Origin of the sequence: Mycolicibacterium insubricum (assembly GCF_010731615.1) — a bacterium.
Lineage (GTDB): Bacteria > Actinomycetota > Actinomycetes > Mycobacteriales > Mycobacteriaceae > Mycobacterium > Mycobacterium insubricum.
The window spans coordinates 2,617,040-2,639,014 of the sequence record NZ_AP022618.1 but is presented as its reverse complement, the minus strand read 5'-3'; the positions used below and the strand labels follow the sequence as shown (position 1 = coordinate 2,639,014).

Annotated in this window: 20 protein-coding genes and 1 pseudogene; 9 read left to right on the top strand and 12 right to left on the bottom strand. The window is 69.6% G+C overall.

The features are described from left to right. Positions 1 to 12 precede the first annotated feature (12 nt). Both G6N16_RS12575 and macS read right to left on the bottom strand, forming a co-directional pair. A complete protein-coding gene (locus tag G6N16_RS12575; RefSeq protein WP_083030254.1) occupies positions 13 to 705 on the bottom strand; it encodes a response regulator in 693 nt (230 codons plus the stop codon). Continuing rightward, complete coding sequence (macS, locus tag G6N16_RS12570; protein WP_163787867.1) at positions 669 to 1,817, bottom strand: MacS family sensor histidine kinase; 1,149 nt, start codon at positions 1,815 to 1,817, stop codon at positions 669 to 671. The genes G6N16_RS12575 and macS overlap by 37 nt, the downstream gene beginning before the upstream one ends. Before the next feature lie 401 nt (positions 1,818 to 2,218). On the opposite strand from macS, the gene G6N16_RS12565 reads away from it, so the two are divergent. The 5 genes from G6N16_RS12565 to cydC all read left to right on the top strand — a co-directional run bounded on the left by G6N16_RS12565 (position 2,219) and on the right by cydC (position 8,958). Next, a complete protein-coding gene (locus tag G6N16_RS12565) occupies positions 2,219 to 2,830 on the top strand; it encodes an HdeD family acid-resistance protein (RefSeq protein WP_083030252.1) in 612 nt (203 codons plus the stop codon). A gap of 178 nt (positions 2,831 to 3,008) precedes the next feature. Further along, on the top strand, positions 3,009 to 4,502 hold the full coding sequence (locus G6N16_RS12560; protein WP_083030251.1) for a cytochrome ubiquinol oxidase subunit I: 1,494 nt from the start codon (positions 3,009 to 3,011) through the stop codon (positions 4,500 to 4,502). A 14-nt stretch (positions 4,503 to 4,516) separates the two neighbouring features. Further along, the gene (cydB, locus tag G6N16_RS12555) at positions 4,517 to 5,560 is read left to right on the top strand and encodes a cytochrome d ubiquinol oxidase subunit II (RefSeq protein WP_083030250.1); all 1,044 of its coding nucleotides are present in this window, start codon (positions 4,517 to 4,519) and stop codon (positions 5,558 to 5,560) included. A gap of 34 nt (positions 5,561 to 5,594) precedes the next feature. Further along, positions 5,595 to 7,217 carry a thiol reductant ABC exporter subunit CydD gene (gene cydD / locus G6N16_RS12550; protein ID WP_179961255.1) on the top strand — a complete coding sequence of 541 codons (1,623 nt, stop codon included), beginning with the start codon at positions 5,595 to 5,597 and terminating at the stop codon, positions 7,215 to 7,217. Beyond that, positions 7,204 to 8,958, top strand: coding sequence for a thiol reductant ABC exporter subunit CydC (gene cydC, locus G6N16_RS12545; protein WP_083030248.1), 1,755 nt, complete (start codon positions 7,204 to 7,206; stop codon positions 8,956 to 8,958). The genes cydD and cydC overlap by 14 nt, the downstream gene beginning before the upstream one ends. Here the strand turns inward: cydC and G6N16_RS21970 are convergent. The 10 genes from G6N16_RS21970 to G6N16_RS12500 form a co-directional block, all read right to left on the bottom strand. Continuing rightward, positions 8,925 to 9,053, bottom strand: a complete 129-nt coding sequence (locus tag G6N16_RS21970) for a hypothetical protein (protein WP_268948352.1) — start codon at positions 9,051 to 9,053, stop codon at positions 8,925 to 8,927. The two genes, cydC and G6N16_RS21970, sit on opposite strands and share 34 nt — an antisense overlap. A 55-nt stretch (positions 9,054 to 9,108) precedes the next feature. Next, complete coding sequence (locus tag G6N16_RS12540; protein WP_083030247.1) at positions 9,109 to 9,972, bottom strand: acyl-CoA thioesterase; 864 nt, start codon at positions 9,970 to 9,972, stop codon at positions 9,109 to 9,111. A gap of 17 nt (positions 9,973 to 9,989) precedes the next feature. Further along, positions 9,990 to 11,408: a pyruvate kinase gene (gene pyk, locus G6N16_RS12535; RefSeq protein ID WP_083030246.1), complete on the bottom strand. Its 1,419-nt coding sequence runs from the start codon at positions 11,406 to 11,408 to the stop codon at positions 9,990 to 9,992. A 58-nt stretch (positions 11,409 to 11,466) separates the two neighbouring features. Next, positions 11,467 to 11,880: a DUF2752 domain-containing protein gene (locus G6N16_RS12530; RefSeq protein ID WP_083030245.1), complete on the bottom strand. Its 414-nt coding sequence runs from the start codon at positions 11,878 to 11,880 to the stop codon at positions 11,467 to 11,469. A gap of 9 nt (positions 11,881 to 11,889) precedes the next feature. Next, positions 11,890 to 13,869: a prolipoprotein diacylglyceryl transferase gene (gene lgt, locus G6N16_RS12525; RefSeq protein WP_083030244.1), complete on the bottom strand. Its 1,980-nt coding sequence runs from the start codon at positions 13,867 to 13,869 to the stop codon at positions 11,890 to 11,892. Between the two features lie 8 nt (positions 13,870 to 13,877). Further along, positions 13,878 to 14,678: a tryptophan synthase subunit alpha gene (trpA, locus tag G6N16_RS12520; protein WP_083030243.1), complete on the bottom strand. Its 801-nt coding sequence runs from the start codon at positions 14,676 to 14,678 to the stop codon at positions 13,878 to 13,880. After that, positions 14,675 to 15,934, bottom strand: coding sequence for a tryptophan synthase subunit beta (trpB, locus tag G6N16_RS12515; protein ID WP_083030242.1), 1,260 nt, complete (start codon positions 15,932 to 15,934; stop codon positions 14,675 to 14,677). The genes trpA and trpB overlap by 4 nt, the downstream gene beginning before the upstream one ends. A 6-nt stretch (positions 15,935 to 15,940) precedes the next feature. Further along, on the bottom strand, positions 15,941 to 16,759 hold the full coding sequence (gene trpC / locus G6N16_RS12510; RefSeq protein ID WP_083030241.1) for an indole-3-glycerol phosphate synthase TrpC: 819 nt from the start codon (positions 16,757 to 16,759) through the stop codon (positions 15,941 to 15,943). Positions 16,760 to 16,835: 76 nt separating this feature from the next. Further along, complete coding sequence (locus G6N16_RS12505) at positions 16,836 to 17,471, bottom strand: TIGR02234 family membrane protein (protein WP_083030240.1); 636 nt, start codon at positions 17,469 to 17,471, stop codon at positions 16,836 to 16,838. Further along, positions 17,464 to 19,017: an anthranilate synthase component I gene (locus tag G6N16_RS12500; RefSeq protein WP_234805789.1), complete on the bottom strand. Its 1,554-nt coding sequence runs from the start codon at positions 19,015 to 19,017 to the stop codon at positions 17,464 to 17,466. Before G6N16_RS12500 ends, G6N16_RS12505 begins: the two co-directional genes overlap by 8 nt. 38 nt (positions 19,018 to 19,055) lie before the next feature. On the opposite strand from G6N16_RS12500, the gene G6N16_RS12495 reads away from it, so the two are divergent. From G6N16_RS12495 to G6N16_RS22130, 4 genes and pseudogenes are all read left to right on the top strand, one after another. Then, positions 19,056 to 19,517 (top strand): peroxiredoxin, encoded by a 462-nt coding sequence (locus G6N16_RS12495; RefSeq protein ID WP_083030239.1) that lies wholly within the window; start codon positions 19,056 to 19,058, stop codon positions 19,515 to 19,517. Continuing rightward, a complete protein-coding gene (locus G6N16_RS12490; RefSeq protein WP_083030238.1) occupies positions 19,514 to 20,311 on the top strand; it encodes an ABC transporter ATP-binding protein in 798 nt (265 codons plus the stop codon). The genes G6N16_RS12495 and G6N16_RS12490 overlap by 4 nt, the downstream gene beginning before the upstream one ends. A 182-nt stretch (positions 20,312 to 20,493) precedes the next feature. Next, positions 20,494 to 20,781: a hypothetical protein gene (locus tag G6N16_RS12485; protein WP_083030237.1), complete on the top strand. Its 288-nt coding sequence runs from the start codon at positions 20,494 to 20,496 to the stop codon at positions 20,779 to 20,781. A 20-nt stretch (positions 20,782 to 20,801) separates the two neighbouring features. Continuing rightward, a pseudogene (locus tag G6N16_RS22130) lies at positions 20,802 to 21,747 on the top strand (DUF222 domain-containing protein). The last annotated feature ends 228 nt before the right edge of the window (positions 21,748 to 21,975 follow it).

The following is a 21,975-nucleotide window of genomic DNA, read 5'->3' as shown; positions in this document are numbered from 1 at the left end:
TTCTAGGTAGTCCTACGGTTGCTTGTCCAGGCCGTGCTCGATGGCGTACCGCGTTGCTTCCACCCGATTCGACACCTGCAGTTTCCGAAAGGTTGCCTGCACGTGGTTTTCCACGGTCCGGTGGCTCAGCGTCAGCTTGGCGGCGATCTGCTTGGCGGTCAGTCCCTTTGCCACGTAGCGCAGCACTTCGGTTTCGCGTTCGGAGAGCGTGGGGCCACCGTCCTTCACGTGCCGCGACAGTCGTCGGTACTCCCCCAGCATCAAGCCGGCCAGCCCGGGGGTGAACACCGCGCGGCCGGCAGCGGTGGCTCGAACCGCTTCGGCCAGTTCGGTTTTCGATGCGCTCTTGACCAGATAGCCGGTGGCACCGGCCTTTACCGCCTGCAGCACGTCGTCGCGCTCACCGGACGCCGACAGCACCAGGATCCGGCTCTTCGGGGAGACCTCGAGCACCTCAGCGGTGGCCTTGACGCCGTCGCCGTCGGACAGCTGCATGTCCATCACCACCACATCGGGGAACACCACCGCGGCGCGTCGGCGCGCGGACGCCACCCCGTCGGCGGTGGCGACCACCGAAAAGCCTTCGTCGGCCAGATCGCGGGCGACCGCGTCGCGCCAGATCGGGTGGTCGTCGACGACCATCACCGTCGTCTCGGTCTGGGGATCGCTCACCATGGTTGCTCCCTCGGTACGGTCAGTTCCCATTCGGTCCCGTCGGCATCGCTGTGCAGCGTCGCGGTTCCCGACAGCGCCGCGAGCCGGCCGACGATGGACTTGTCGACCCCCATCCGGCCCTCGGCGCGGGCCTGTTCGAGCCGACCCGCGGGAATGCCGACGCCGTCGTCGCGCACCGTCACGGTCACCTCGGTGTCCAGATCCTCAACCAGCACATACGCTTTGGCGTCCGGCCCGGCGTGGCGGACGACGTTGTCCAGCGCGTTGCGCACGGCTGCGGACAACTCGCGTGCCACCTCCGCGGGCAGCAACACCTCGGTCCCGGGCATGCTGAGCACCACACCGTCACCGGCGGCGCGGTTCAACAGCGCGCACAGATCCAGTTCTGTGGCCGGCGATTCGGCCGGGGCAGTCGTCATGAAGCGCCGCAGGGCGCGTTCCTGCTCGGCGGCCAGATCCGCCAGTTCGGCCGCCGGGCCGCCGATTTCCCGTCCCCGGCGGGACACCAGGGCCAGCACCTGGATGACACCGTCGTGCATCTGCCGCGCCAGCCGTTCCCGTTCCTCGGCGGCCGCGGTCAGCCGGGCTGCCCGGTCCAGCTCGGTCTGTACCCGTCGGGCCGTGCGGGCGGCGAGGCCGACGGCCAGGCCGACGGCGAGCTCGATGATCACCCCGGCGCTGTGCCCGACGTTGTAGTCGACACCGCCTTTTTCCACTGCGTAGCAGGCCATCACCGCGACGGCGACCAGCACCCCGCCCACGGGCCCCCACAGGATTGCCGCGGACACCGTGGCGTTGGTCAGCCACAGCGTGGTCGGCCAGCTCTGGTTTGCCGCCACCCACTCCGGGGAAGCCACCGCCCACGTCGACAACAGCAGAAGGATCGCGACCACCAGTTCGGCGATCACCCAGGCCGGTCGCCGGCCGAAACCGCGCAGATAGGCCAGCGCACACGCCGCGGTCCACACCGACAAAACCGCGAAGAGCGCCAAACCCAACCGGGGCCGGGTGAAGTCGTGGTTGACGGCCAGCTGGAACCCGCCCGCATAGATGTAGCTGAGCAGCCGAAACACCTGCGCGGCGCGCCACAGCGGTGTCGTCGGATCCGGCAGCCGAGCGGCGCCGGGCGGTTCGGCGAGCACAGGCGGAGTTGGTGCGAGCGCAGCGAGTGCCGGCGGAGCCGGAGTGACGCCGGGGCCGCCCGCGACCAGTTCAGGCGGTTCGGCGAGCACAGGCGGAGTTGGTGCGAGCGCAGCGAGTGCCGGCGGAGCCGGAGTGACGCCGGGGCCGCCCGCGACCAGTTCAGGCGGTTCGGCGAGCACAGGCGGAGTTGGTGCGAGCGCAGCGAGTGCCGGCGGAGCCGGAGTGACGCCGGGGCCGCCCGCGACCAGTTCAGGCGGTTCGGGCATGTGCCTCAGCCTATGGCGTGCGCTCGTGCGAATAGTGCACCAATGCTGCGGGTCGGGTGCGGTTTTGGTTACCGGAGGCTAACGATCCGGGTCCTAGTCACTCGAAAGTCAACCGGGCGTGTCAAGATGCGCAGATGACTACAAGCACCCAGAACAGCGGCTCCATCGTCCCCGCGTTGGTTGCCCCCCTGTGGAAATCCTCGCTGATCTCCGGTCTTCTGGCGATCATTCTCGGCGCCCTCATCCTGTACCGGCCGGGGACGACGGTGTTCGTCGTCGCCCTACTCTTCGGTATCTACCTGTTCATCAGCGGTATCGCCCAGATCGTCTTCGCATTCGCGCTGGACGCCGGGGCCGGTAGCCGGGTGTTGATGTTCATCAGCGGCGCGGCCAGCATCGTGCTGGGCTTCATGGCGCTGAGGAGCTTCGACTTCACCTCCCGCACCGACGGCGACGGCGGCCTGACCGCCGTGATGCTGCTGTCCATCTGGATCGGCATCGGCTTCATCTTCCGCGGTGTGGCCACCACCGGCACCGCCGTCAGCGACAAGGCGATGCCGGGCCGCGGCTGGGCGATCTTCTTCGGCATCATCACCGTGCTGGCCGGCATGGTCATGCTGGCCTCGCCGTTCGGCACCATCGCACTCCTCACCCTGGTCGTCGGCTGGTGGCTGATCGTGCTCGGCGCCTTCGAGATCGGCGCCGCGCTCTCGCTGCGCAAGGAAGCCAGCAAGTCCCCGGTCTAACCGCAACGAACCCCTCAGGCCGTCGCCCACTCCGGTGGGCGGCGGCTTGTTTTTTTGCCCTCGATTCCCAGGGCCGAGCCGCGCGGTTTGCCGCACACTGACAGTCGCAGGTTCTCGCCCCACAGCGCGTAGTACTACACTGCGTCGTAGTCAGATCATCGGTTCCGGGAAGGCGCACATGAACGCTCTGGACGTCTCGCGGTGGCAGTTCGGCATCACCACCGTCTACCACTTCATCTTCGTCCCGCTGACCATCGGACTCGCACCGCTGATCGCGGTCATGCAGACCATCTGGGTGGTGACCGGGCGCACCGAGTGGTACCGGCTGACCCGCTTCTTCGGCAAGCTGTTCCTGATCAACTTCGCCATCGGTGTGGCCACCGGCATCGTCCAGGAGTTCCAGTTCGGCATGAACTGGAGCGAGTACTCCCGGTTCGTCGGCGACATCTTCGGCGCCCCGCTGGCGATGGAGGGCCTGGTCGCCTTCTTTTTCGAATCCACCTTCATCGGGCTGTGGATCTTCGGCTGGAGCCGACTCCCCCGCACCGTACACCTGGCCTGCATCTGGATCGTCGCGTTCGCCGTCAACGCGTCGGCGTTCTTCATCATCGCCGCCAACTCCTTCATGCAGCATCCGGTCGGCGCCGGCTACAACCCCGACGGCGGAGCTCCGGGAGTAGGCCGCGCGGAGCTGTACAGCATCGTCGACCTGTTCACCAACAACACCGCGATCTGGGCGTTCCTGCACGCCGTGATGGCGTCGCTGCTGACCGCCGCCACCTTCGTCGCCGCGGTCAGCGCCTGGTGGATGATCCGCGGCAAGCGCGCCGCCGGCAGCGACGACGACGCCACCGCGGCCCGCGACGCGAGGTCCATGTTCCGGCCCGCAACCGTCCTCGGCTGCTGGATTGCGCTGGTCGCGGCCGTCGGGCTGATCGGCACCGGCGATGTACAGGGCAAGCTGATGTTCGTTCAGCAGCCGATGAAGATGGCGTCGGCGGAATCGCTGTGCCACACCGAAACCGACCCCAAGTTCTCGGTGCTGACCGTGGGTACCCACAACAACTGCGACAGCATCACCCGGGCCATCGAGGTGCCGTTCGTGCTGCCGTTTTTGGCGGAGGGCAAGTTCTCCGGGGTGACCCTGCACGGCGTCGAGGACCTGCAGAACGCCGCGGTCGACAAGTACGGACCCGGCAACTACCGGCCGAATCTGTTCGTCACCTATTGGTCGTTCCGGGCCATGATCGGCTTCATGGCGTTCCCGGTCCTGTTCGCCCTGACCACGCTGTGGCTGACCCGGCGCCGTCGGATCCCGGATCAGCCGTGGCTGTCCAAGTTTGCGCTGATCACCCTGCCCACCCCGTTCCTGGCGAGCTCTGCCGGCTGGGTGTTCACCGAGATGGGCCGCCAGCCCTGGGTGGTGGCGCCCAACCCGACCGGTGACCCGGACATCCACCTGACCGTCGCCCAGGGCGTCTCCAACCATTCCGCCGCCATGGTGTGGGTGTCGCTGGTGACGTTCACCGCCATCTACGCGGTGCTGGCGGTGTTCTGGTTCTATCTGCTGCGCCGCTACATCGTCACCGGTCCGCAGGAACACGACTGCGAACCCGCGCCACCGACCCCACCGGCCGACGACGACGTCGCCCCACTGTCGTTCGCGTACTAGGAAGGAGTTGACCGATGGCACTGCAAGAACTCTGGTTCATCATCGTCACCGTGCTCTTCCTGGGCTTCTTCATCCTGGAGGGCTTCGACTTCGGCGTCGGCATGCTGATGGAACCCCTGGGCCGGCTCGGCGGCCGCGCCGGTGAGGATCCCGAACAGCACCGCCGCGCAGTCCTGAACACCATCGGACCGGTGTGGGACGGCAACGAGGTCTGGCTGATCACCGCCGGCGGCGCCATGTTCGCCGCGTTCCCGGGCTGGTACGCCACCGTCTTCTCCGCGCTGTACCTGCCGCTGCTGGTCATCCTGTTCGGCATGATCCTGCGGGTGGTGGCCATCGAGTGGCGCGGCAAGATCGACGACCCGCAGTGGCGCCGCTGGGCCGACTTCGGCATCGCCGCGGGCTCCTGGCTGCCGGCCATCCTCTGGGGTGCCGCCTTCGCCATCCTGGTCCAGGGCCTGCCGGTGGCCGCCGACCAGCAGGTACACGACCTGGCCTTCACCGACGTGATCAACGCCTACACTCTGCTCGGCGGCCTGGCGACCTGCGCACTGTTCCTGCTGCACGGCGCCGCGTTCATCGCGCTGAAGACCACCGGCTCGGTGCGGGACAACGCACTGGCGGCCGCCCGGCTGATCTCGATCCCCGCTGTGGTGACCGTCGGCGGGTTCGGCCTGTGGACCGAGTCGGCGCACGGCAAGACCTGGACCTGGATGGTATTCGGTGCCGCGGTGGTGACGTTGCTGACCGCGGTGTCGCTGCTGCATCAGGGCCACCGCGACGGCTGGGCATTCCTGGCGACGACGGCGACGGTTGTGCTGGTCATCGTCATGCTGTTCGGCGACCTCTACCCGAACCTGGTGCCGTCCACCCTCAACGAGGACTGGAACCTGACGATCTACAACGCGTCGTCGAACCCGTACACGCTCAAGATCATGACGTGGGCGGCGGCGGTCGTCACACCCCTGGTGCTCTGCTATCAGGCGTGGACGTATTGGGTGTTCCGGCAGCGTATTTCGGCCGACCGGATCCCGGCGCCGTCCGGGTTGCCGAGGTAGCGCGCTGAGCGGTCGCGGTCCCGTCGACCCCAGACTGTGGCGGGTCTCCGCCGCGGTCCGCCGGTTCCTGGTCGCCGACGCCGTCGCCGGGGTGACCGTCAGCGTCGCGACGCTGGCCGCCTCGGTGCTGACGGCGGCGATCGTCGCCGGGGTGATCACCGATCCGGCCTCGCGCACAGTGGCGCACTGGGCGCCCGCGCTGGCCGGCCTGGCCGGCGTCTGGGTGCTACGAGGCGTTGCGCAATGGGCGCAGGCCCGGCTGTCCCAGCGCGGCGCCACCGCCGCCATCGGCGAATTGTCCACTCGCGTCCTGCAATCGGTGACCGCCCGCGACCCCCGGCGACTGGGCGCGGTACGCGACAGTGCCGCGACCGTGCTTCTCGACGGGCTCGACGGGCTGCGGCCGTACTTCACCAACTACCTGCCGTCGCTGGTGCAGGCGGCAATCCTGACCCCGGCCGCACTGGCGGTGATGTTCGTGTTCGACAGCACCGCGGCGCTGATCGTGGCGGCCATGTTGTGGCTGATCCCGGTGTTCATGGTGCTGATCGGGCTGGCCACCCGGGACCGCTCGGCTGCCGCACTGGCGGCGATGACGACGCTGCGGGCCCGGATGCTGGATCTCATCGCCGGGATCCCTACACTGCGTGCTCTCGGGAGGGCCTCCGGACCCGAACGGCGTATCGCCGAACTCGGTGCGGTACACCGCCGTTCGGCCCTGGCCACGCTGCGCATCGCGTTCCTGTCCACCCTGGTGCTCGAGCTGGTTGCCACCCTGGGGGTGGCCGTGGTGGCCGTGAGCGTCGGCATGCGGCTGGTGTACGGCGAGATGGGGCTGACGGCCGGGCTGACCGTGCTGCTGCTGGCCCCGGACGTGTTCTGGCCGTTACGCCGGGTCGGCGTCCAGTTCCACGCCGCCCAGGACGGCAAGACCGCGGCCGACGCGGCCTTCGCCCTGCTCGCCGCCGGCCCCGCGGCCACGCCGCCGGGGGGCGCCCGAGTGTCGGCGTCCGGGGCGACGATCGAGCTGGCGGCACTCTGCGTCGCCGGTCGCGACGGGTTCGCGCCGGCGAATCTGTCCGGGGACATCGCGCCGGGTGCGGTCACCGTGCTGACCGGTCCCAACGGCGCGGGGAAATCCACGGCACTGACGGTGCTCGCCGGTCTGACCGCACCGGATGCCGGCTCGGTGCGGGTCTCCGGAGTGCAGATCACCGAACTGGACCTGTCGCAGTGGTGGGCCCAACTGTCCTGGCTGCCGCAGCGCCCGGTGCTGATCCCGGGTACGGTCCTGGAGAACCTGAACCTGTTCGGTCCCCTTGAGGATGTTGATTCCGCCTGCGCGGCAGCCGGTTTCGATTCGGTTCTCGCCGAGTTGCCCGAGGGTGCGGCTACCGTGCTGGGCCGCGACGGGGTGGGGCTGTCGCTGGGCCAGCGGCAGCGTCTGGGCCTGGCCCGCACCCTCGGCGCGCCCGTTCCGCTGCTGCTGCTCGACGAGCCCACCGCGCACCTGGATCCCGATACCGCCGATCGGGTACTCGACGCGCTGGTGGCTCGGGCCCGCGCGGGTGCGACCGTGGTGATCGTCGGCCATCATCGCCGCATTCTGGAGCGCGCCGACCACGTCATCGAGGTGAGCAGTGATGTCCGGGTCTGATCCGTTGTGGCGGGCGATGGCGCTGCTGCGCCCGCGATTGCCGCGGCTGCTGGCCGCCACCGCGCTGGGGGCCGCGTCGCTGGGCAGCGCCCTGGCGCTGGCGGCGACGGCGGCCTGGCTTATCACCCGGGCCGCTCAGATGCCGCCGGTGCTGGATCTGTCGGTCGCGGTCGTGGCAGTGCGAGCATTCGGGATCTCCCGAGGAGTACTGCACTACTGCGAGCGCCTGGTCAGCCACGACGAGGCGTTGCACGCCGCCGGTACCGCCCGGGTGCAGACCTATCGGCTGCTGGCCCGCGGCACCGAGCCGGTGGCGGTCGCGATTCCCGGCGGCGAGCTGGCCGGCCGGGTCGGCAGCGACGTCGACGAACTCGCCGATGTGCTGGTGCGGGCGGTGCTGCCGATCGCCGTTGCCGCGGTGCTCTCGGTCGCCGCGGTTGGGGTGATCGCGGTGATCTCGCCGGCGGCTGCCGGGGTGCTGGCGCTTTGCCTGCTGGTCGCCGGGGTGGTGGCGCCGTGGCTGTCGGCCCGGGCGGCGGCCGGGGCCGAGGAACTGGCCCGCGCCGAGCATGCCGAGCGTGATGTCGCCGCCATGCTGGCCCTGGCGCACGGTCCGGAGTTACGGGTCGCCCGGCGGCTGCCGGCGTTGATCGACGACGCTCGCGAGAGGCAGCGGCGCTGGGGCGCCGCACTCGATGCGACGGCTCGCCCGGCGGCGGCCGCGTCGGCTGTCGAGACGCTGGCGGTGGGTGCGGCGGTGCTGGCTGCGGCGGTCATCGGCATCGGGCTGGCCGACCAGACCTCCGCCCCGATGCTGGCGGTCCTGATGCTGTTGCCGCTGTCGTCGTTCGAGGCGACGGCGGCCCTGCCGGATGCGGCGACGTCGCTGACCCGCGCCGGTATCGCCGCGCGACGGCTGCTGGAACTCACCGGAGATCCGCACATCCTCGATGCTCCCGCACTCGGCCTGGGACCCGACCCCGTCGGGACGGCGCTGGCGGCCGAAGATCTCTGCGCCGGGTTCGGCGAGCGGTGTAGTTCCGCGAGCACGAGGCCCGGCGCCGGGCGCCCAGCGGGATTCACCCCCCCCGGGTTCGCCGGCTCGTTGCGGATCGAGGCCGGGGACCGGCTGGCCATCACCGGGCCCAGCGGTGCCGGCAAGACCGCACTGCTGCTGACCCTGGCCGGGTTGATCCCGCCGCTGGGCGGCACCGTGCGCCTCGGCGGAGTGCCGTTGCACGGGCTCTCGGATGAGCAATTACGTTGCCGTATCGGCTATTTCGCTGAGGACGCGCATCTGTTCGCGACGACGGTGCGAGACAATCTGCTGGTGGTTCGCGGCGATGCGGGCGACGACGAACTGTGCGGCGCGCTGGACCGGGTGGGGTTGGCCGACTGGTTGGCCGGTCTGCCCGATGGGCTGGACACGGTCCTGGAGGGCGGCGCGGCGTCGGTGTCGGCGGGTCAACGGCGGCGGCTACTGCTGGCCCGCGCGCTGTGTTCGACGGCCCCGGTGCTGCTGCTCGACGAGCCGACCGAGCATCTCGACCGCGACGCCGCCGCACCCCTGCTGCGGGGTCTGCTGACCCCGGACGGGTTGTTCGGCGCCGACCGCACCGTCGTCGTGGCCACCCACCACCTCGATGACGACCGGGCTCTCGAATGCACGCGGCTGGTGATCACGGCGGCGCCCCAGGCCGCCCCGGACTACTCCGAGAACAGCCGGACATCCAGGTCGTAGGCCAGAGCGACGGAGACGGCCAACTGCCGCTCCTGTTCAGCGGACAGAACACCGATGGTCCTGCCGAGCAGCCGGGTCGGGAACCAGCCTGCCATTGTGCATCCCGATTTGGGATGCATCAGCGCGGCCGGCTTACTGAAAACCCAACCGCTACTTGACCGGGAAGTACTTGACCAGGCCCTCCTGGACGACGGTGGCCAGGGCCCGGCCCGCCAGGTCGAAGAAGTGCCCGGTGCCCATGCCCCGGGACTCGGCGGCCACCGGCGAAGAGGTGGAGTAGAGGACCCACTCGTCGAACCGGACCGGCCGGTGGAACCACACCGAGTGGTTGATCGTCGCGGCGAAGATCCGGTCGTGGCCCCAGGACAGACCGTGGGTGGTGATGATCGAGTCCAGCACCGTGGTGTCCGAGGAATAGACCAGGGCGGCGTTGTGCAGCACCGGATCGTCGGGCATCACGCCCATGGTCTTCATCCAGACCCGGTTGTGCGGCAGCTGTTCCCCCTTGGCCCGCATCACCCAGGCCGGGTCGTTGGTGTAGCGCCACTCGATCGGCTTGAGCGCCTCGACGAACAACGGAACCGTCGTCTCGTAGCCGATCAGAAGTTCGTCGATGGTCGGCAGGTCGTGCGGGGGTTCCACGTCGGGAGCGTCCACGCCGTGCTCCAGGCCCGCCCCGCCGGCCAGGTAGGCGACCAGGCCGGTCGCCAGCAGCTGATCGTTCTGCACGACGTCGACGCGGCGGTTGGCGAACCGCCGCTCGTCGCGCAGCCTGACCACCCGCAGTTCCAGATCCTGGGTGGGGTCGCCGCCGGCGATGAAATGCATGGTCAGGGCGCTGGGCGGCAGATACCGAGGCAGCGATCGCGAAGCCGCGACAAACGCCTGGGCCATCATCTGTCCGCCGAAGGTGCGGATCGGGTTCTTGCTCGGATGCGTTCCGAAGTAGACGTCATTACCGCCGTCGCGGAGGTCGAGTACCGCCAACAGCTCGTCGAAATCGCGCTGCGGCACAGCCCGTCCCCGTTTCTTCAGTGGTCGTCTTCGCCGATCCGGTGCACGTGGATCATGTTGGTGGACCCGGTGGTGCCCGGGGGTGTCCCAGCGACAATAACCACCAGATCACCGCGACGGTAACGGGCCAGGCCGAGCAGCGCCTTGTCGACCTCGCAGATCATCTCGTCGGTGCTCTCCATCCTGCCGACGATGAACGTCTCGGTACCCCAGGTCAGCGCCAGTTGCGAGCGGACCGCGGGGATGGCGGTAAAGGCAAGCAGCGGCAGCGGACTGTGCAATCGGGCCAGCCGCTTGACCGTGTCGCCGGACTCGGTGAACGCAACCAGCGCCTTGGCCTCCAGGCGTTCGCCGATTTCGCGGGCGGCATAGGAGATGACACCGCGTTTGGTGCGCGGCATGTGCGTCAGCGGCGGCGCGCAGCACCCGTCGTCGCCGATGGCGCCGATGATGCGCGCCATGGTGCGCACGGCCTCGAACGGGTGGATGCCCACCGAGGTCTCGCCCGACAGCATCACCGCATCGGCGCCGTCGAGGACGGCGTTGGCGACGTCGGATGCCTCGGCGCGAGTCGGGCGGGAGTTCTCGATCATCGATTCCAGCATCTGGGTGGCGACGATGACGGGCTTGGCGTTCTCCCGGGCCATCTGAATGGCCCGCTTCTGCACCAGCGGCACCTCCTCCAGGGGCAGCTCGACACCGAGATCGCCGCGGGCGACCATGATGGCGTCGAACGCCAACACGATCGCCTCCAGGTTGTCGACCGCCTCGGGCTTCTCCAGCTTGGCGATCACCGGAACCCGGCGGCCCACCCGGTCCATCACCTCGTGGACCAACTCGACATCGGCCGGGGACCGCACGAACGACAGCGCCACCATGTCCACGCCGAGGCGCAGGGCGAACTCCAGATCCTCGATGTCCTTCTCGGACAACGCCGGAGCGGATACGTTCACCCCGGGCAGGGACAGTCCCTTGTTGTTGCTGACCGGCCCGCCCTCGGTGACCTCGCAGACCACGTCGTTGCCGTCCACGTGCTCGACGACCAGGGCCACCTTGCCGTCGTCGACGAGCAGGCGGTCGCCGGCTTCGACGTCGGCCGCCAGGTGCTTGTAGGTGGTGGAAACCCGGTCGTGGTTGCCGGGGCAGTCCTCGACGGTGATCCGGACGGTCTCGCCGGTGGCCCAGACGGTGGGCCCGTCGGCGAAGCGGCCGAGGCGGATCTTGGGCCCCTGCAGGTCGGCGAGTAACCCGACGGCGTGGCCGCTGGCGTCCGAGGCCGACCGCACCCAATCGTAGTAGGACCGGTGGTCGTCATAGTCGCCGTGACTGAAGTTCAGCCGGGCGACATCCATCCCGGCATCGACCAGTGCCCGGACTTTCTCCGCGGAGCCGACGGCGGGGCCGAGCGTACAAACGATCTTGGCGCGTCTGGTCACGAGGCGAGCATAGTCGCGTACGGCGACCTTCTCGACCGATCAAGAAAGGCGGCGCTCATCACCGCGCGAGCAGGGTCGGCTGCAGCGGAAATCCGGGCAGATTCCGCAGGACACCCCACCCGATGAACACCACGCACGTGACGATGATCACGGTCGCGTCGACGACCGGCTTGCCCCGGCGCCGCCGCACCAGCAGCCACAGGGCGAGCAGCGGGATACCCACCAGTGCGACGACGTTGTCGGTCACCGCGGCGGCCAAATCGCCGTGCAGCACATCGTGGGTCATCCGCAATCCACCACAGGCCGGGCAGTACCAGCCCGTGAGCGTGTACAGCGGGCACGGCGGAAACAGCGATCCGGTCCGATGCGGATCGACCAGCCCGGTATAGGCCAGCGCTCCGGCGGCTACCGCGGCGGTTCCGGCGATCGTCCACGCACGGGCCCGGATGGCACGGGTGCGCGGGCTGGTCATCGGACCAGGTTAGTCCCGTCGGCCGCGACGGAACCAGCGGCGCCGTGCGGGCTGTTCGGCGGCCTCGGCGTCAGCCGGCGCCGCCTCGTCGGCGACGGGCTCGGGCTCGTCGGTGACGGTTTCCGGCTCCTCGGCCGCGCGCTTCGGTTCGTCAGCAGAAGGCTCGGTCTCGGGCTCGGCGGCCTTTTCCGGCGCCTCGGCCAGAGCGGCCAGCTCGTCCTCGTCGTCGAGATCCTCGCGGTCGGCCTCGTCCAGCAGATCGACGTCATCGTCGACCTCGTCCTGATCGGCCTCGACCTGCTCCGGCTCGTCCTGCTCGGGCTCACCCTCCTCGGGCTCGGCCGGCTCGGGTTCCTCCGACGCGACGGCCGCCACGTCGATGTCGATCTCGGCGTCGTCGACCTCGTCCGTGACCTCGTCCGCGTCCTCGGAATCAGGACCCTCGCGTGCGGTGTCCTCGGCCTGCTGTGAGGACGCGGCGGTCGCGACCGGCTCGGACTCACCGGCCAGGTCTTCCCGCTCGGCCTCGTCCAGCGGGTCGATGTCCTCACCTGAATCCTCGTCGGGTTCCAGATCCGCGTCGGCGTCGGCGCCGCTGAGCTCATCCTCGGTGACCACCACGACATCGGGCGCGGAAACCTCGGCGACGGCGAGCTCGGCGTCGGCGGCAACCGTATCGGGCTCGGGCTCCGGCTCATCGCCGGTCGTGTCCACCACGACGGCCTCCACCACGACCGTTTCGGTCACGACGGTTTCGATCACCAGAGTCTCGGCCCCGCCGGCCTCGTCGCCCAGGGTGTCGTCTCCCAGGGTGTCGTCGTCGAGGCTTTCGTCCGCGGCCGCTTCACCTTCGGGGATATCGGCGACCATCTGGGCCGCGGGATCGACGCCGGCCTCGATCGCCTCGACCGACACCTGACCCTCGGGAATCCCCTCGCCCGCCGCCTTTTCGGCAGCCTCGGCATCCTCCGCGGACTCGGCCTCGTCGGCGGCTTCGGCGTCCTCGGCATCGTCTGCGGCCAGGACTGCAGCGCCCAGACCCGTGCCTGCCGCAGCGGCGACGACGTCGTCGCGGAATTCGTCGGCGAAGTCCCGCACCTCGTCGGCCAGGGACTCCACCGGCTCGTCGCCGGAGAGCGTCGCCGGATCCTCCCGGCCCTTGGGCGCGAGGATGAAGTACACCACCGCCCCGATGAACACGAAGGTCGAGGTGAACGAGTTGATCCGGATGCCGTCGAACTGGGTGAGCGCCGGGTCGGCGCGCAGCAACTCCACCCCGAACCGGCCCACGCAGTAGCCTGCGACGTACAGCGCAAACAGCCGGCCGTGGCCGATCCGGTAGCGCCGGTCGATGACGATCAGCGCAACGAAGACGAGCAGGTTCCACAGCAGTTCGTAGAGAAAGGTCGGCTGGACGACGCTGCATACCTCACCGGTCGAAACCCCGTTGAGCGGTTGGTCATTGCCACAGCCGGCTCCCCGGTCGAAGATCTCCATGCCCCACGGAAGGTCCGTCGGCCGCCCGTAGAGCTCCTGGTTGAAGTAATTGCCGAGCCGGCCGATCGCCTGCGCCAGGATGATTCCGGGTGCGATCGCATCCCCGAAGGCGGGCAACGGGATTCCGCGGCGTCGGCACGCAATCCACGCGCCGACGGCACCGAGTGCGACCGCACCCCAGATGCCCAGGCCGCCCTCCCAGATCTGCAGTGCGGCGAGCAGTCCCTTGCCGTTGGCGCCGAAGTACAGCCGCCAGTCGGTCATGACGTGGTAGAGCCGACCGCCGATCAGGCCGAACGGCACGGCCCACAGCGCGATGTCGTAGATGACGCCGGGCTCGCCGCCGCGGGCCACCCAGCGTCGATCACCGATGACCAGGGCGGCGATGATGCCGGCGATGATGAAAAGCGCGTAGGCGCGCAGCGGCACCGGGCCCAGGTACCAGACTCCCCGCGGTGGACTCGGAAAGGCCGCCAACAACGTCGTGGTCACAGAGGTCCCTATCCCCTCTGCCGCACTCCGGCGGCGAGTTCTGCAGTCAGTGCACGCAGCGCCGGAACGCCGTCGTCACCCAACGTCGATACCAGCGCCGAGCCGACGATGACGCCGTCGGCGTAGCTCCCGATCGCAGCGGCCTGCGCTCCGGAGCGCACCCCCAGACCGACACCGACGGGAATATCGGACACCTGCCGGACCCGGGCCACCAGTTCCGGCGCCGCATCCGAGACCGCGTCACGGGCGCCGGTGACGCCCATGGTCGACGCCGCGTAGACGAAACCCCGGCAGTGCCGCACGGTCATCGCCAGCCGTTCCGGGGTCGACGACGGAGCCACCAGGAAGATCCGGTCCAGGTCGTGCTGCTCGGAGGCGACCAGCCAGTCGTCGGCCTCGTCCGGGATCAGGTCGGGGGTGATCATGCCCAGCCCACCGGCGGCGGCCAGGTCACGCGCGAACGCGTCGACGCCGTAGTGCAGCACCAGATTCCAGTACGTCATCACCACCGCCGAGCCGCCGGCGGCACTGACGGCCTCGACCGCGCGCAGGGCGTCGGCCACCCGCACGCCGCGCTGCAACGCCAGGTCGGTCGCCGCCGCGATGGTCGGACCGTCCATCCCCGGATCGGAGTAGGCGACGCCGACTTCGACTATGTCGCAACCGGATTCGACCAGTGCGACCATGGCGTCGAAGGACGTCGGGACGTCGGGGTACCCGGTCGGCAGGTAACCGATCAGCGCCGCTCGGTCTTGCTCCCGGCAAGCCGAGAAGATCGGGCCGAGCCGGCCGGCCTGCGAGCCGCTCACGCGGTGCCTCCGTCGTCGATCAGGCCGAACCACTGCGCGGCGGTCGCCACATCTTTGTCGCCGCGACCGGACAGGTTGCAGATGATCACCGAACCCGGGCCCAGGTCGGCGCCCAGCTTCAGCGCCCCGGCAACCGCGTGCGCGGACTCGATGGCGGGAATGATGCCCTCGGTCCGGCATAGCAGCCCGAAGGCGTCCATCGCCTCGATGTCGGTGATCGGCCGGTAGTCGGCCCGGCCGGTGTCCTTGAGCCAGGCGTGCTCTGGACCAACGCCGGGATAGTCCAAACCCGCTGAAATGGAGTGGGATTCGATGGTCTGGCCGTCCTCGTCCTGCAACAGGTAGGAGTACGAGCCCTGAAACGCACCGGGTGTTCCGCCGGTGAAAGTTGCGGCATGCCGGCCGGTCTCGACCCCGTCGCCGGCGGCTTCGTAACCCACCAGCCGCACCGAGGGGTCGTCGATGAAGGCGTGGAATGCGCCGATGGCGTTGGAGCCACCGCCGATGCAGGCGACCACCGCGTCCGGCAGGCCGCCGGTCCGTTCGATGATCTGCGCGCGGGACTCCATCCCGATCACCCGCTGAAAATCCCGCACCATCATCGGGAACGGGTGCGGTCCGGCGGCGGTGCCGAAGCAGTAGTAGGTGCCGTCGGCGTTGGTCACCCAGTCGCGGAACGCCTCATTGATGGCGTCCTTCAAGGTTTTTGAGCCCGACTCCACCGCCACCACGGTGGCACCGAGCAGCCGCATGCGGGCGACGTTGAGGGCCTGCCGGGCGGTGTCGACCGCACCCATGTAGATCACGCATTCCAGGCCGAGCAGTGCGCAGGCGGTGGCCGTCGCCACGCCGTGCTGTCCGGCGCCGGTCTCGGCGATGATCCGTCGTTTGCCCATCTGCCGCGCCAGCAGCGCCTGTCCGAGGACGTTGTTGATCTTGTGCGAACCGGTGTGGTTGAGGTCCTCGCGCTTGAGGAAGATCCGGGCGCCGCCGGCGTGCTCGGACAACCGGCGGGCCTCATACAGCGGAGACGGCCGGCCGGCGTATTCCGCCTGCAGCCTGTCCAGTTCCGCGAGGAAGCTGTGGTCCGTGCGCGCCTTCTCGTAGGCGGCGGTGACCTCTTCGATGACGGCCATCAGGGCCTCGGCGACGAACCTGCCGCCGTAGGGACCGAAATGCCCACGGGCGTCGGGTTCGTGGCGGCTCGGCTCGGCGACGCCGGTACTGGCGGGCGGCAGACCCGGGGTGCTATCCATCGTCGGTCAGCGAACCGGCTTCGGGCACGACGGGTGGGCGCCCGCGGTCACCAGATCGGCGACGGCGCTCCGGGGATCTCCACTGGTGACCAGGCCCTCCCCGACCAGCACCGCGTCGGCGCCCGCGCCGGCGTAGGCCAGCAGATCGGCGGTGCCACGGACACCGGATTCGGCGACCCGGATGACCCCACTGGGCAATCCCGGGGCGATCCTGCCGAAGCAGTCACGGTCGACGGTCAGCGTTTTCAGGTCGCGGGCGTTCACCCCGATGACCGACGCACCGGCCTGCAGTGCCCGGTCGGCCTCCTCTTCGGTGTGCACCTCGACCAGGGCGGTCATCCCGAGGGATTCCGTGCGGTCCAGCATCGACTCCAGCGCGGGTTGCTCCAGGGCGGCGACGATCAGCAGCAGCATGTCGGCGCCGTGCGCGCGGGCCTCATGGATCTGGTACGGCCCGACGATGAAGTCCTTGCGCAGGACCGGGATCGACACCGCGGCGCGCACGGCGTCCAGGTCGGCCAGCGAACCCTGGAACCGTCGCTCCTCGGTCAGCACGCTGATGATGCGGGCGCCGCCGTTCTGGTAGGCCTGGGCCAGGTCGGCGGGGTCGGCAATGTTGGCCAGCGGGCCGCGCGACGGGCTGGCCCGCTTGACCTCGGCGATGACCCCGATCCCCGGCCGGCGCAGTGCCGCCATCACATCCAGCGGCGGCGGGGCGGCTTCGGCGGCGGCCTTGATCTCGGCCATGCTCACCACAGCTTGGCGTGCGGCAACGTCGGCGCGGACTCCATCGATGATGGAGTCGAGGACGCTCGCCGAACTCATGGCTGACGTTTCCCTTCGGTACGCATTCGCTGTGTGGGATTTCCTTGAAGGGTAGCCGTCGCGGGCGCCACGGGGTTCACCGGCCCTCGGCCCCGGAATCGGGGTCGGTGGGCAGCACCGTCGGATCGTGGCCCTCGTCGATCGCATCCCAGAGGCTGCGCTCGGAAACCTCGCCACCGGCCGCACCCGGCCGGGCCGCGGCGTCGCGCCGGGCGGCCGGTGCGGCATAGCGTCCGACGGTGCCCGCGGTGCCCCGGGCGACCCGCATCATCAGCACCGCTGCGGCCAGTCCGACCACCCCTGCCAGCAGGGGCAATACCGCCGCGGGATGGCTGCGCTGGACCTCGGCGACGGAGGCGACGGGTACATCGGCCAGCACGGCGGCTCGCGGCGTCACGTCGGCGCCGGTGAACTGGCTGATGCCCAGGTAGCCGATACCGGCGACCGTCAGCGCCACCAGGACCGCAAGCACCCGCAGCAACACGCCCCGGACAGCGAGCGTGGCGACCGCGGTGGCCAGCAGGACCAGCGCCAACGGCACCAGCGCCGCCGCCCAGGTGGCGCCGTCGAGGCGGACGGTCTTGGCCTCCCCCAGGTCCGCGACGGTGCTGACCGTCACCCAGGTCAGCCGGGAGGCGCCCCACAGCGCGGCGGCGGCCGCAACCAGCAGCAGCTGGGCCACCCGCAGGCTGCGCACCGAACCGTCAGCCATCGGACGGGGCGTGCAGGGTTTCGGCCGCCGCGATGGCGTTCAGCACGGCCTTCGCCTTGTTCGCCGACTCGTTGTACTCGTATTCGCCGTCGGAGTCGGCGACGACCCCGCCGCCGGCCTGCACGTAGGCCTTCCCGTCGCGCATCAGCGCGGTGCGGATCGCGATGGCGAAATCCGCGTTGCCGGCGAAGTCCAGGTAGCCGATCACGCCGCCGTAGAGGCCGCGCCGGGTGAGCTCGACCTCCTCGATGAGCTCCATCGCGCGGACCTTCGGCGCTCCGGACAGGGTGCCGGCCGGGAAGCAGGCGGTGGCGGCGTCCAGTGCGGTACGGCCCGGCGCCAGGTCACCGGTGACCGTCGACACGATGTGCATGACGTGGCTGTAGCGCTCGATGTGGCTGTAATCCTCCACCCGCACGCTGCCCGGCACGCACACCCGGCCCAGGTCGTTGCGGCCCAGATCCACCAGCATGAGGTGCTCGGAGAGTTCCTTGGCGTCGGCCAGCAGGTCCTTCTCCAGCAGCAGGTCCTCCTCCTCGGTGGCGCCGCGCCACCGGGTGCCGGCGATCGGGTGGGTGGTGGCCCGTCCGCCGTTGACGGTGACCAGCGCCTCCGGGCTGGAGCCGACGATGGAGAACGCCGTCGCACCGGATCCGTCGGGCACGTGCATGAGGTACATGTACGGGCTGGGGTTGCTGACCCGCAGCATCCGGTAGACGTCGATGGGATCGGCGGGGGTGTCCATCTCGAAGCGCTGCGACGGCACCACCTGGAAGGCCTCGCCGGCCTCGATGTCGCCGACCAACTTGGCGACGATGTCGCTGTACTCGGCGACGGTGCGCTGGCCGCGATGGGTCGGGGCGGGGCGCCCGAACCCGGCGACGGTGGAGCCGAGCGGCTCGCCGAGCGCGGCGGTCATCACCTCCAGTCGTGCGACCGCGTCGTCGTAGGCGGCGTCTACGTGTTCGTCGGTGCCGTTCCAGTTCACCGCGTTGGCGATCAGGGTGATGGTGCCCTCGTGGTGGTCGACGGCGGCCAGGTCGGTGGCCAGCAGCATCAGCAGATCCGGCAGCCCCAGATCGTCGGTGGTGAGCTCGGGCAGCCGTTCCAGCCGTCGCACCAGGTCGTAGGCAAAGAATCCGACCATGCCGCCGGACAGCGGCGGCAGGTCCGGCAGCGGTTCGGTTTCCAGCAGCGCCAGGGTATCGCGCAGCACGGTCAGCGGATCTCCGCCGGTGGGGGCACCGGCGGGTGCCTCGCCCAGCCACACCGCCGAGCCGTCGCGCACACTCAGCGCGCTCGGTGCGCCCGCGCCGATGAACGACCAGCGCGACCAGGACCGGCCGTTCTCCGCGGACTCCAGGAGAAACGTGCCGGGGCGATTGGCGGCCAGCTTGCGGTAGGCCGACAGCGGTGTCTCGCTGTCGGCGAGCACCTTGCGGGTGACCGGGACCACCCGGTGCACCGCGGCCAGCGACCGGAATTCCTCCCGGCTGGTGATGTCGGAGATATCGGACTGCACGCGATCATCCTCCCAGACCGGCACCCACGATCCGGGCACAGCCGGGAGTAGCGTGAATCCACATGAAGCCTGGAGACGTCGTCGATGATTTCACCCTGCCCGATCAGACCGGCGCCCCGCGACGGCTCTCCGAACTGCTCGCCGACGGCCCGGTGGTGCTGTTCTTCTATCCGGCCGCGATGACGCCGGGGTGCACCAAGGAGGCCTGCCACTTCCGGGATCTGGCCGCCGAGTTCGCCGCCGCCGGCGGTCAGCGCGTCGGTATCAGCACCGATCCCGTCGACAAACAGGCGCGGTTCGCCGACAAGGAGCGCTTCGACTACCCGCTGCTCTCGGATGCCGACGGCGCGGTGGCCACCGCGTTCGGCGTCAAGCGCGGACTGCTGGGCAAGTTCATGCCGGTCAAGCGGACCACCTTCGTCATCGATACCGACCGCCGCGTGCTGGATGTCATCGCCAGCGAACTGTCCATGGACACCCACGCCGACCGCGCCCTGGAGGTGCTGCGGAGCCGCTCGGCGTGACACCGGTCCTGCACCTCGACGAGGTCACCTTCCGGCGCGACGGCAAGCAGATCATCGATGGTATTTCGCTGACCGTCGGCGCGGGTGAACACTGGGCGCTGTTGGGGCCCAACGGCGCCGGGAAGTCGACGCTGCTCGGGTTCTGCGCGGCGGTCACCTTCCCGACGTCGGGGACGGTGCACATCCTCGGAGAGCAGATGGGCCGCACCGACCTCGCCCGGTTGCGCCACGGCATCGGTCACGTCAACCCGCGCCACCGGTTGCACACCGCGCTCAGCGTGCGGGAGGTGGTGCTGACCGGAATCACCGCCACCATCGACCTTCCGATGCGCTGGTCGCCATCGGACGACGAGTCCGCGCGGGCCGCCGCCATGATCGACCTGGTCGGGCTGAATCGGCGCGCAGATGCGTTGTGGCCCACCCTGTCTCAGGGGGAACGGGGGCGCGCGTTGATCGCCCGGGCGCTGATCGCCGCGCCCCGGTTGCTGCTGCTGGACGAGCCGACCACCGGACTGGACGTGGCCGCCCGCGAGCAGCTGCTGGAGACCATCGATGCGCTCTCGGAGGCCGATCCGGAGATGGCGTCGATCCTGGTCACCCACCATCTAGAGGAACTACCGACCTCGACGACGCACGCGCTGCTGATCTCGCAGGGCCAGACGGTGGCCGTCGGCGCGGCACGCGAGGTGCTGTGCACCGAAACGGTGACCGCGGCGTTCGACCATCCGATCGCGGTCGGGTACGCCGACGGCCGCTGGAGCGCACGGACCCGGGCGGACCGGCTGATCCTCTGATTCCGTTCGACGCCGGCCGCGGCGACGGTCAGGCCTCGGCGCGTCGATTCACCCGGCCCGTGCGTCGATAGCAGCGCGGATGGTCGGGCGCCCATATTTTCTCATTGAATTCTTAGAGTTGGGGTGCTTGTTTTGTCGGTCTGACCGGGGTTTTTGTCGGTGGCTGGAACTAGCGTTTGGGTATGAGTTCGACGACGGTTCCCGGGGAGGTGCTCCCAGATCCGGGCCTGGCCCCGCTGGTGGGCCGGCTGGCGGATCGCGGCACCGTCGCCGCCGCTCTGGGCCGGCTGGAAGCCGCGACGGCTGATTTCGACGCGTTGAACCTCGACGCCCTCTCGGACACCGATGTGCTGGCGGTGGCGGGCCGGTTGGAGGCCCTGGCCCGCGCGCGTGCGGTCACCGATCACCGGGTCATGGCCCGGCTCAGCCCCCGGGAGTTCGGCGCCAAAAGCGCCTGCCCCAGCGGGTAGACCCGGAACTGCGCGCGGAAGTGGAAGCCGACCTGGCCGGCCCTTCCACCGAAACCACGCCTGAAGACCTGCGCTCCCTGGCGTTGCGGCTGGCCTCGATGATCGACACCGACGGCCCCCTCGACGACGAAGACCGCGCACGCCGCCGCGGCATCGTCATCGGCCCCCAAGGCGTCGACGGGATGAGCAAACTCTCCGGTTGGGTGACCCCGCAGTGGCGGGCCACCGTCGAGGCGATCTGCGCCGAACTCGGCGCCCCCGGCATGTGCGACCCCGCCCAAAAGAACACCTGTACCGACGGGACCCTGTCGGCCGAGCAGATCGACGGTGATAAGCGTTCGGTGGAACAACGCACCCACGACGCCCTGCTCGCCGCCGGGGCGCACCGTCTTGGTCTCCGGGAGCCTCGGCAAACTCAACGGCCTACCGGCGACCATCGTCATCACCACCACCCTGCAAGACCTCACCGATGCCGTCGGGGTGGGCATCACCGCCGGGGGCACCGTGCTCCCCATGAGTGATGTGATCCGCGAAGCCCGCGAGGCGTATCACTGCCTCGCGGTGTTCGATCGCCACACCAACATCCCCCTCTACCTGGGACGCACCCGGCGCACCGCGAGTCCGGGGCAGCGGATCGTGCTCTACGCCCGCGATCTGGGGTGCATGTTCCCCACCTGCACCACCCCCGGATACCGCTGCGAAATCCACCACTGCGACCCCTGGCGCGGTGACGGACACACCAACGTCGACGCCCTGGCCCAAACCTGCCCCGGAAACCACCGAATGACCGAAGGCGACCCCGCCACCCGCTGGACCGTCCGCCTACGCAAAGACGGCCTCGTCGAATGGGTCCCACCCCCCAAACTCGACACCAACGGACCCCAAGTCAACAACTACCACCACCCGGGGCGCCTACTCACCCGCCACCACCACCGACCCAGAACCACCGGAACACTCCGCAGCTAGCGAGACGGCTGCTCCCATCGATGCTGGGGTGCCGTGCACGAGTGCCACCACCACCTGTGGGACATCCGCCGGATCGTCGGCTGACGCCCGTCGGGATTCGGATCCGGCGGTCAGATCACCCGTACGATGCCCGCTCCATACTGCAACCGGCACAGCCCGTCGCCTGCCTGCACGTGCTCACAACTCGGACCGGGCGGATTCGCCTGCCACAGCACGCTTTCGGTGGCG

Bases quoted from the DNA above. Each gene is read 5' to 3' on its own strand.
- G6N16_RS12505 (WP_083030240.1), bottom strand. From the start codon at position 17,471: ATGGCTGACGGTTCGGTGCGCAGCCTGCGGGTGGCCCAGCTGCTGCTG.
- G6N16_RS12565 (WP_083030252.1), top strand. From the start codon at position 2,219: ATGACTACAAGCACCCAGAACAGCGGCTCCATCGTCCCCGCGTTGGTT.
- cydC (WP_083030248.1), top strand. From the start codon at position 7,204: ATGTCCGGGTCTGATCCGTTGTGGCGGGCGATGGCGCTGCTGCGCCCG.
- trpB (WP_083030242.1), bottom strand. From the start codon at position 15,934: ATGGATAGCACCCCGGGTCTGCCGCCCGCCAGTACCGGCGTCGCCGAG.
- G6N16_RS21970 (WP_268948352.1), bottom strand. From the start codon at position 9,053: ATGGCAGGCTGGTTCCCGACCCGGCTGCTCGGCAGGACCATCGGTGTT.
- trpC (WP_083030241.1), bottom strand. From the start codon at position 16,759: ATGAGTTCGGCGAGCGTCCTCGACTCCATCATCGATGGAGTCCGCGCC.
- G6N16_RS12495 (WP_083030239.1), top strand. From the start codon at position 19,056: ATGAAGCCTGGAGACGTCGTCGATGATTTCACCCTGCCCGATCAGACC.
- G6N16_RS12530 (WP_083030245.1), bottom strand. From the start codon at position 11,880: ATGACCAGCCCGCGCACCCGTGCCATCCGGGCCCGTGCGTGGACGATC.
- G6N16_RS12485 (WP_083030237.1), top strand. From the start codon at position 20,494: ATGAGTTCGACGACGGTTCCCGGGGAGGTGCTCCCAGATCCGGGCCTG.
- G6N16_RS12560 (WP_083030251.1), top strand. From the start codon at position 3,009: ATGAACGCTCTGGACGTCTCGCGGTGGCAGTTCGGCATCACCACCGTC.
- cydB (WP_083030250.1), top strand. From the start codon at position 4,517: ATGGCACTGCAAGAACTCTGGTTCATCATCGTCACCGTGCTCTTCCTG.
- G6N16_RS12575 (WP_083030254.1), bottom strand. From the start codon at position 705: ATGGGAACTGACCGTACCGAGGGAGCAACCATGGTGAGCGATCCCCAG.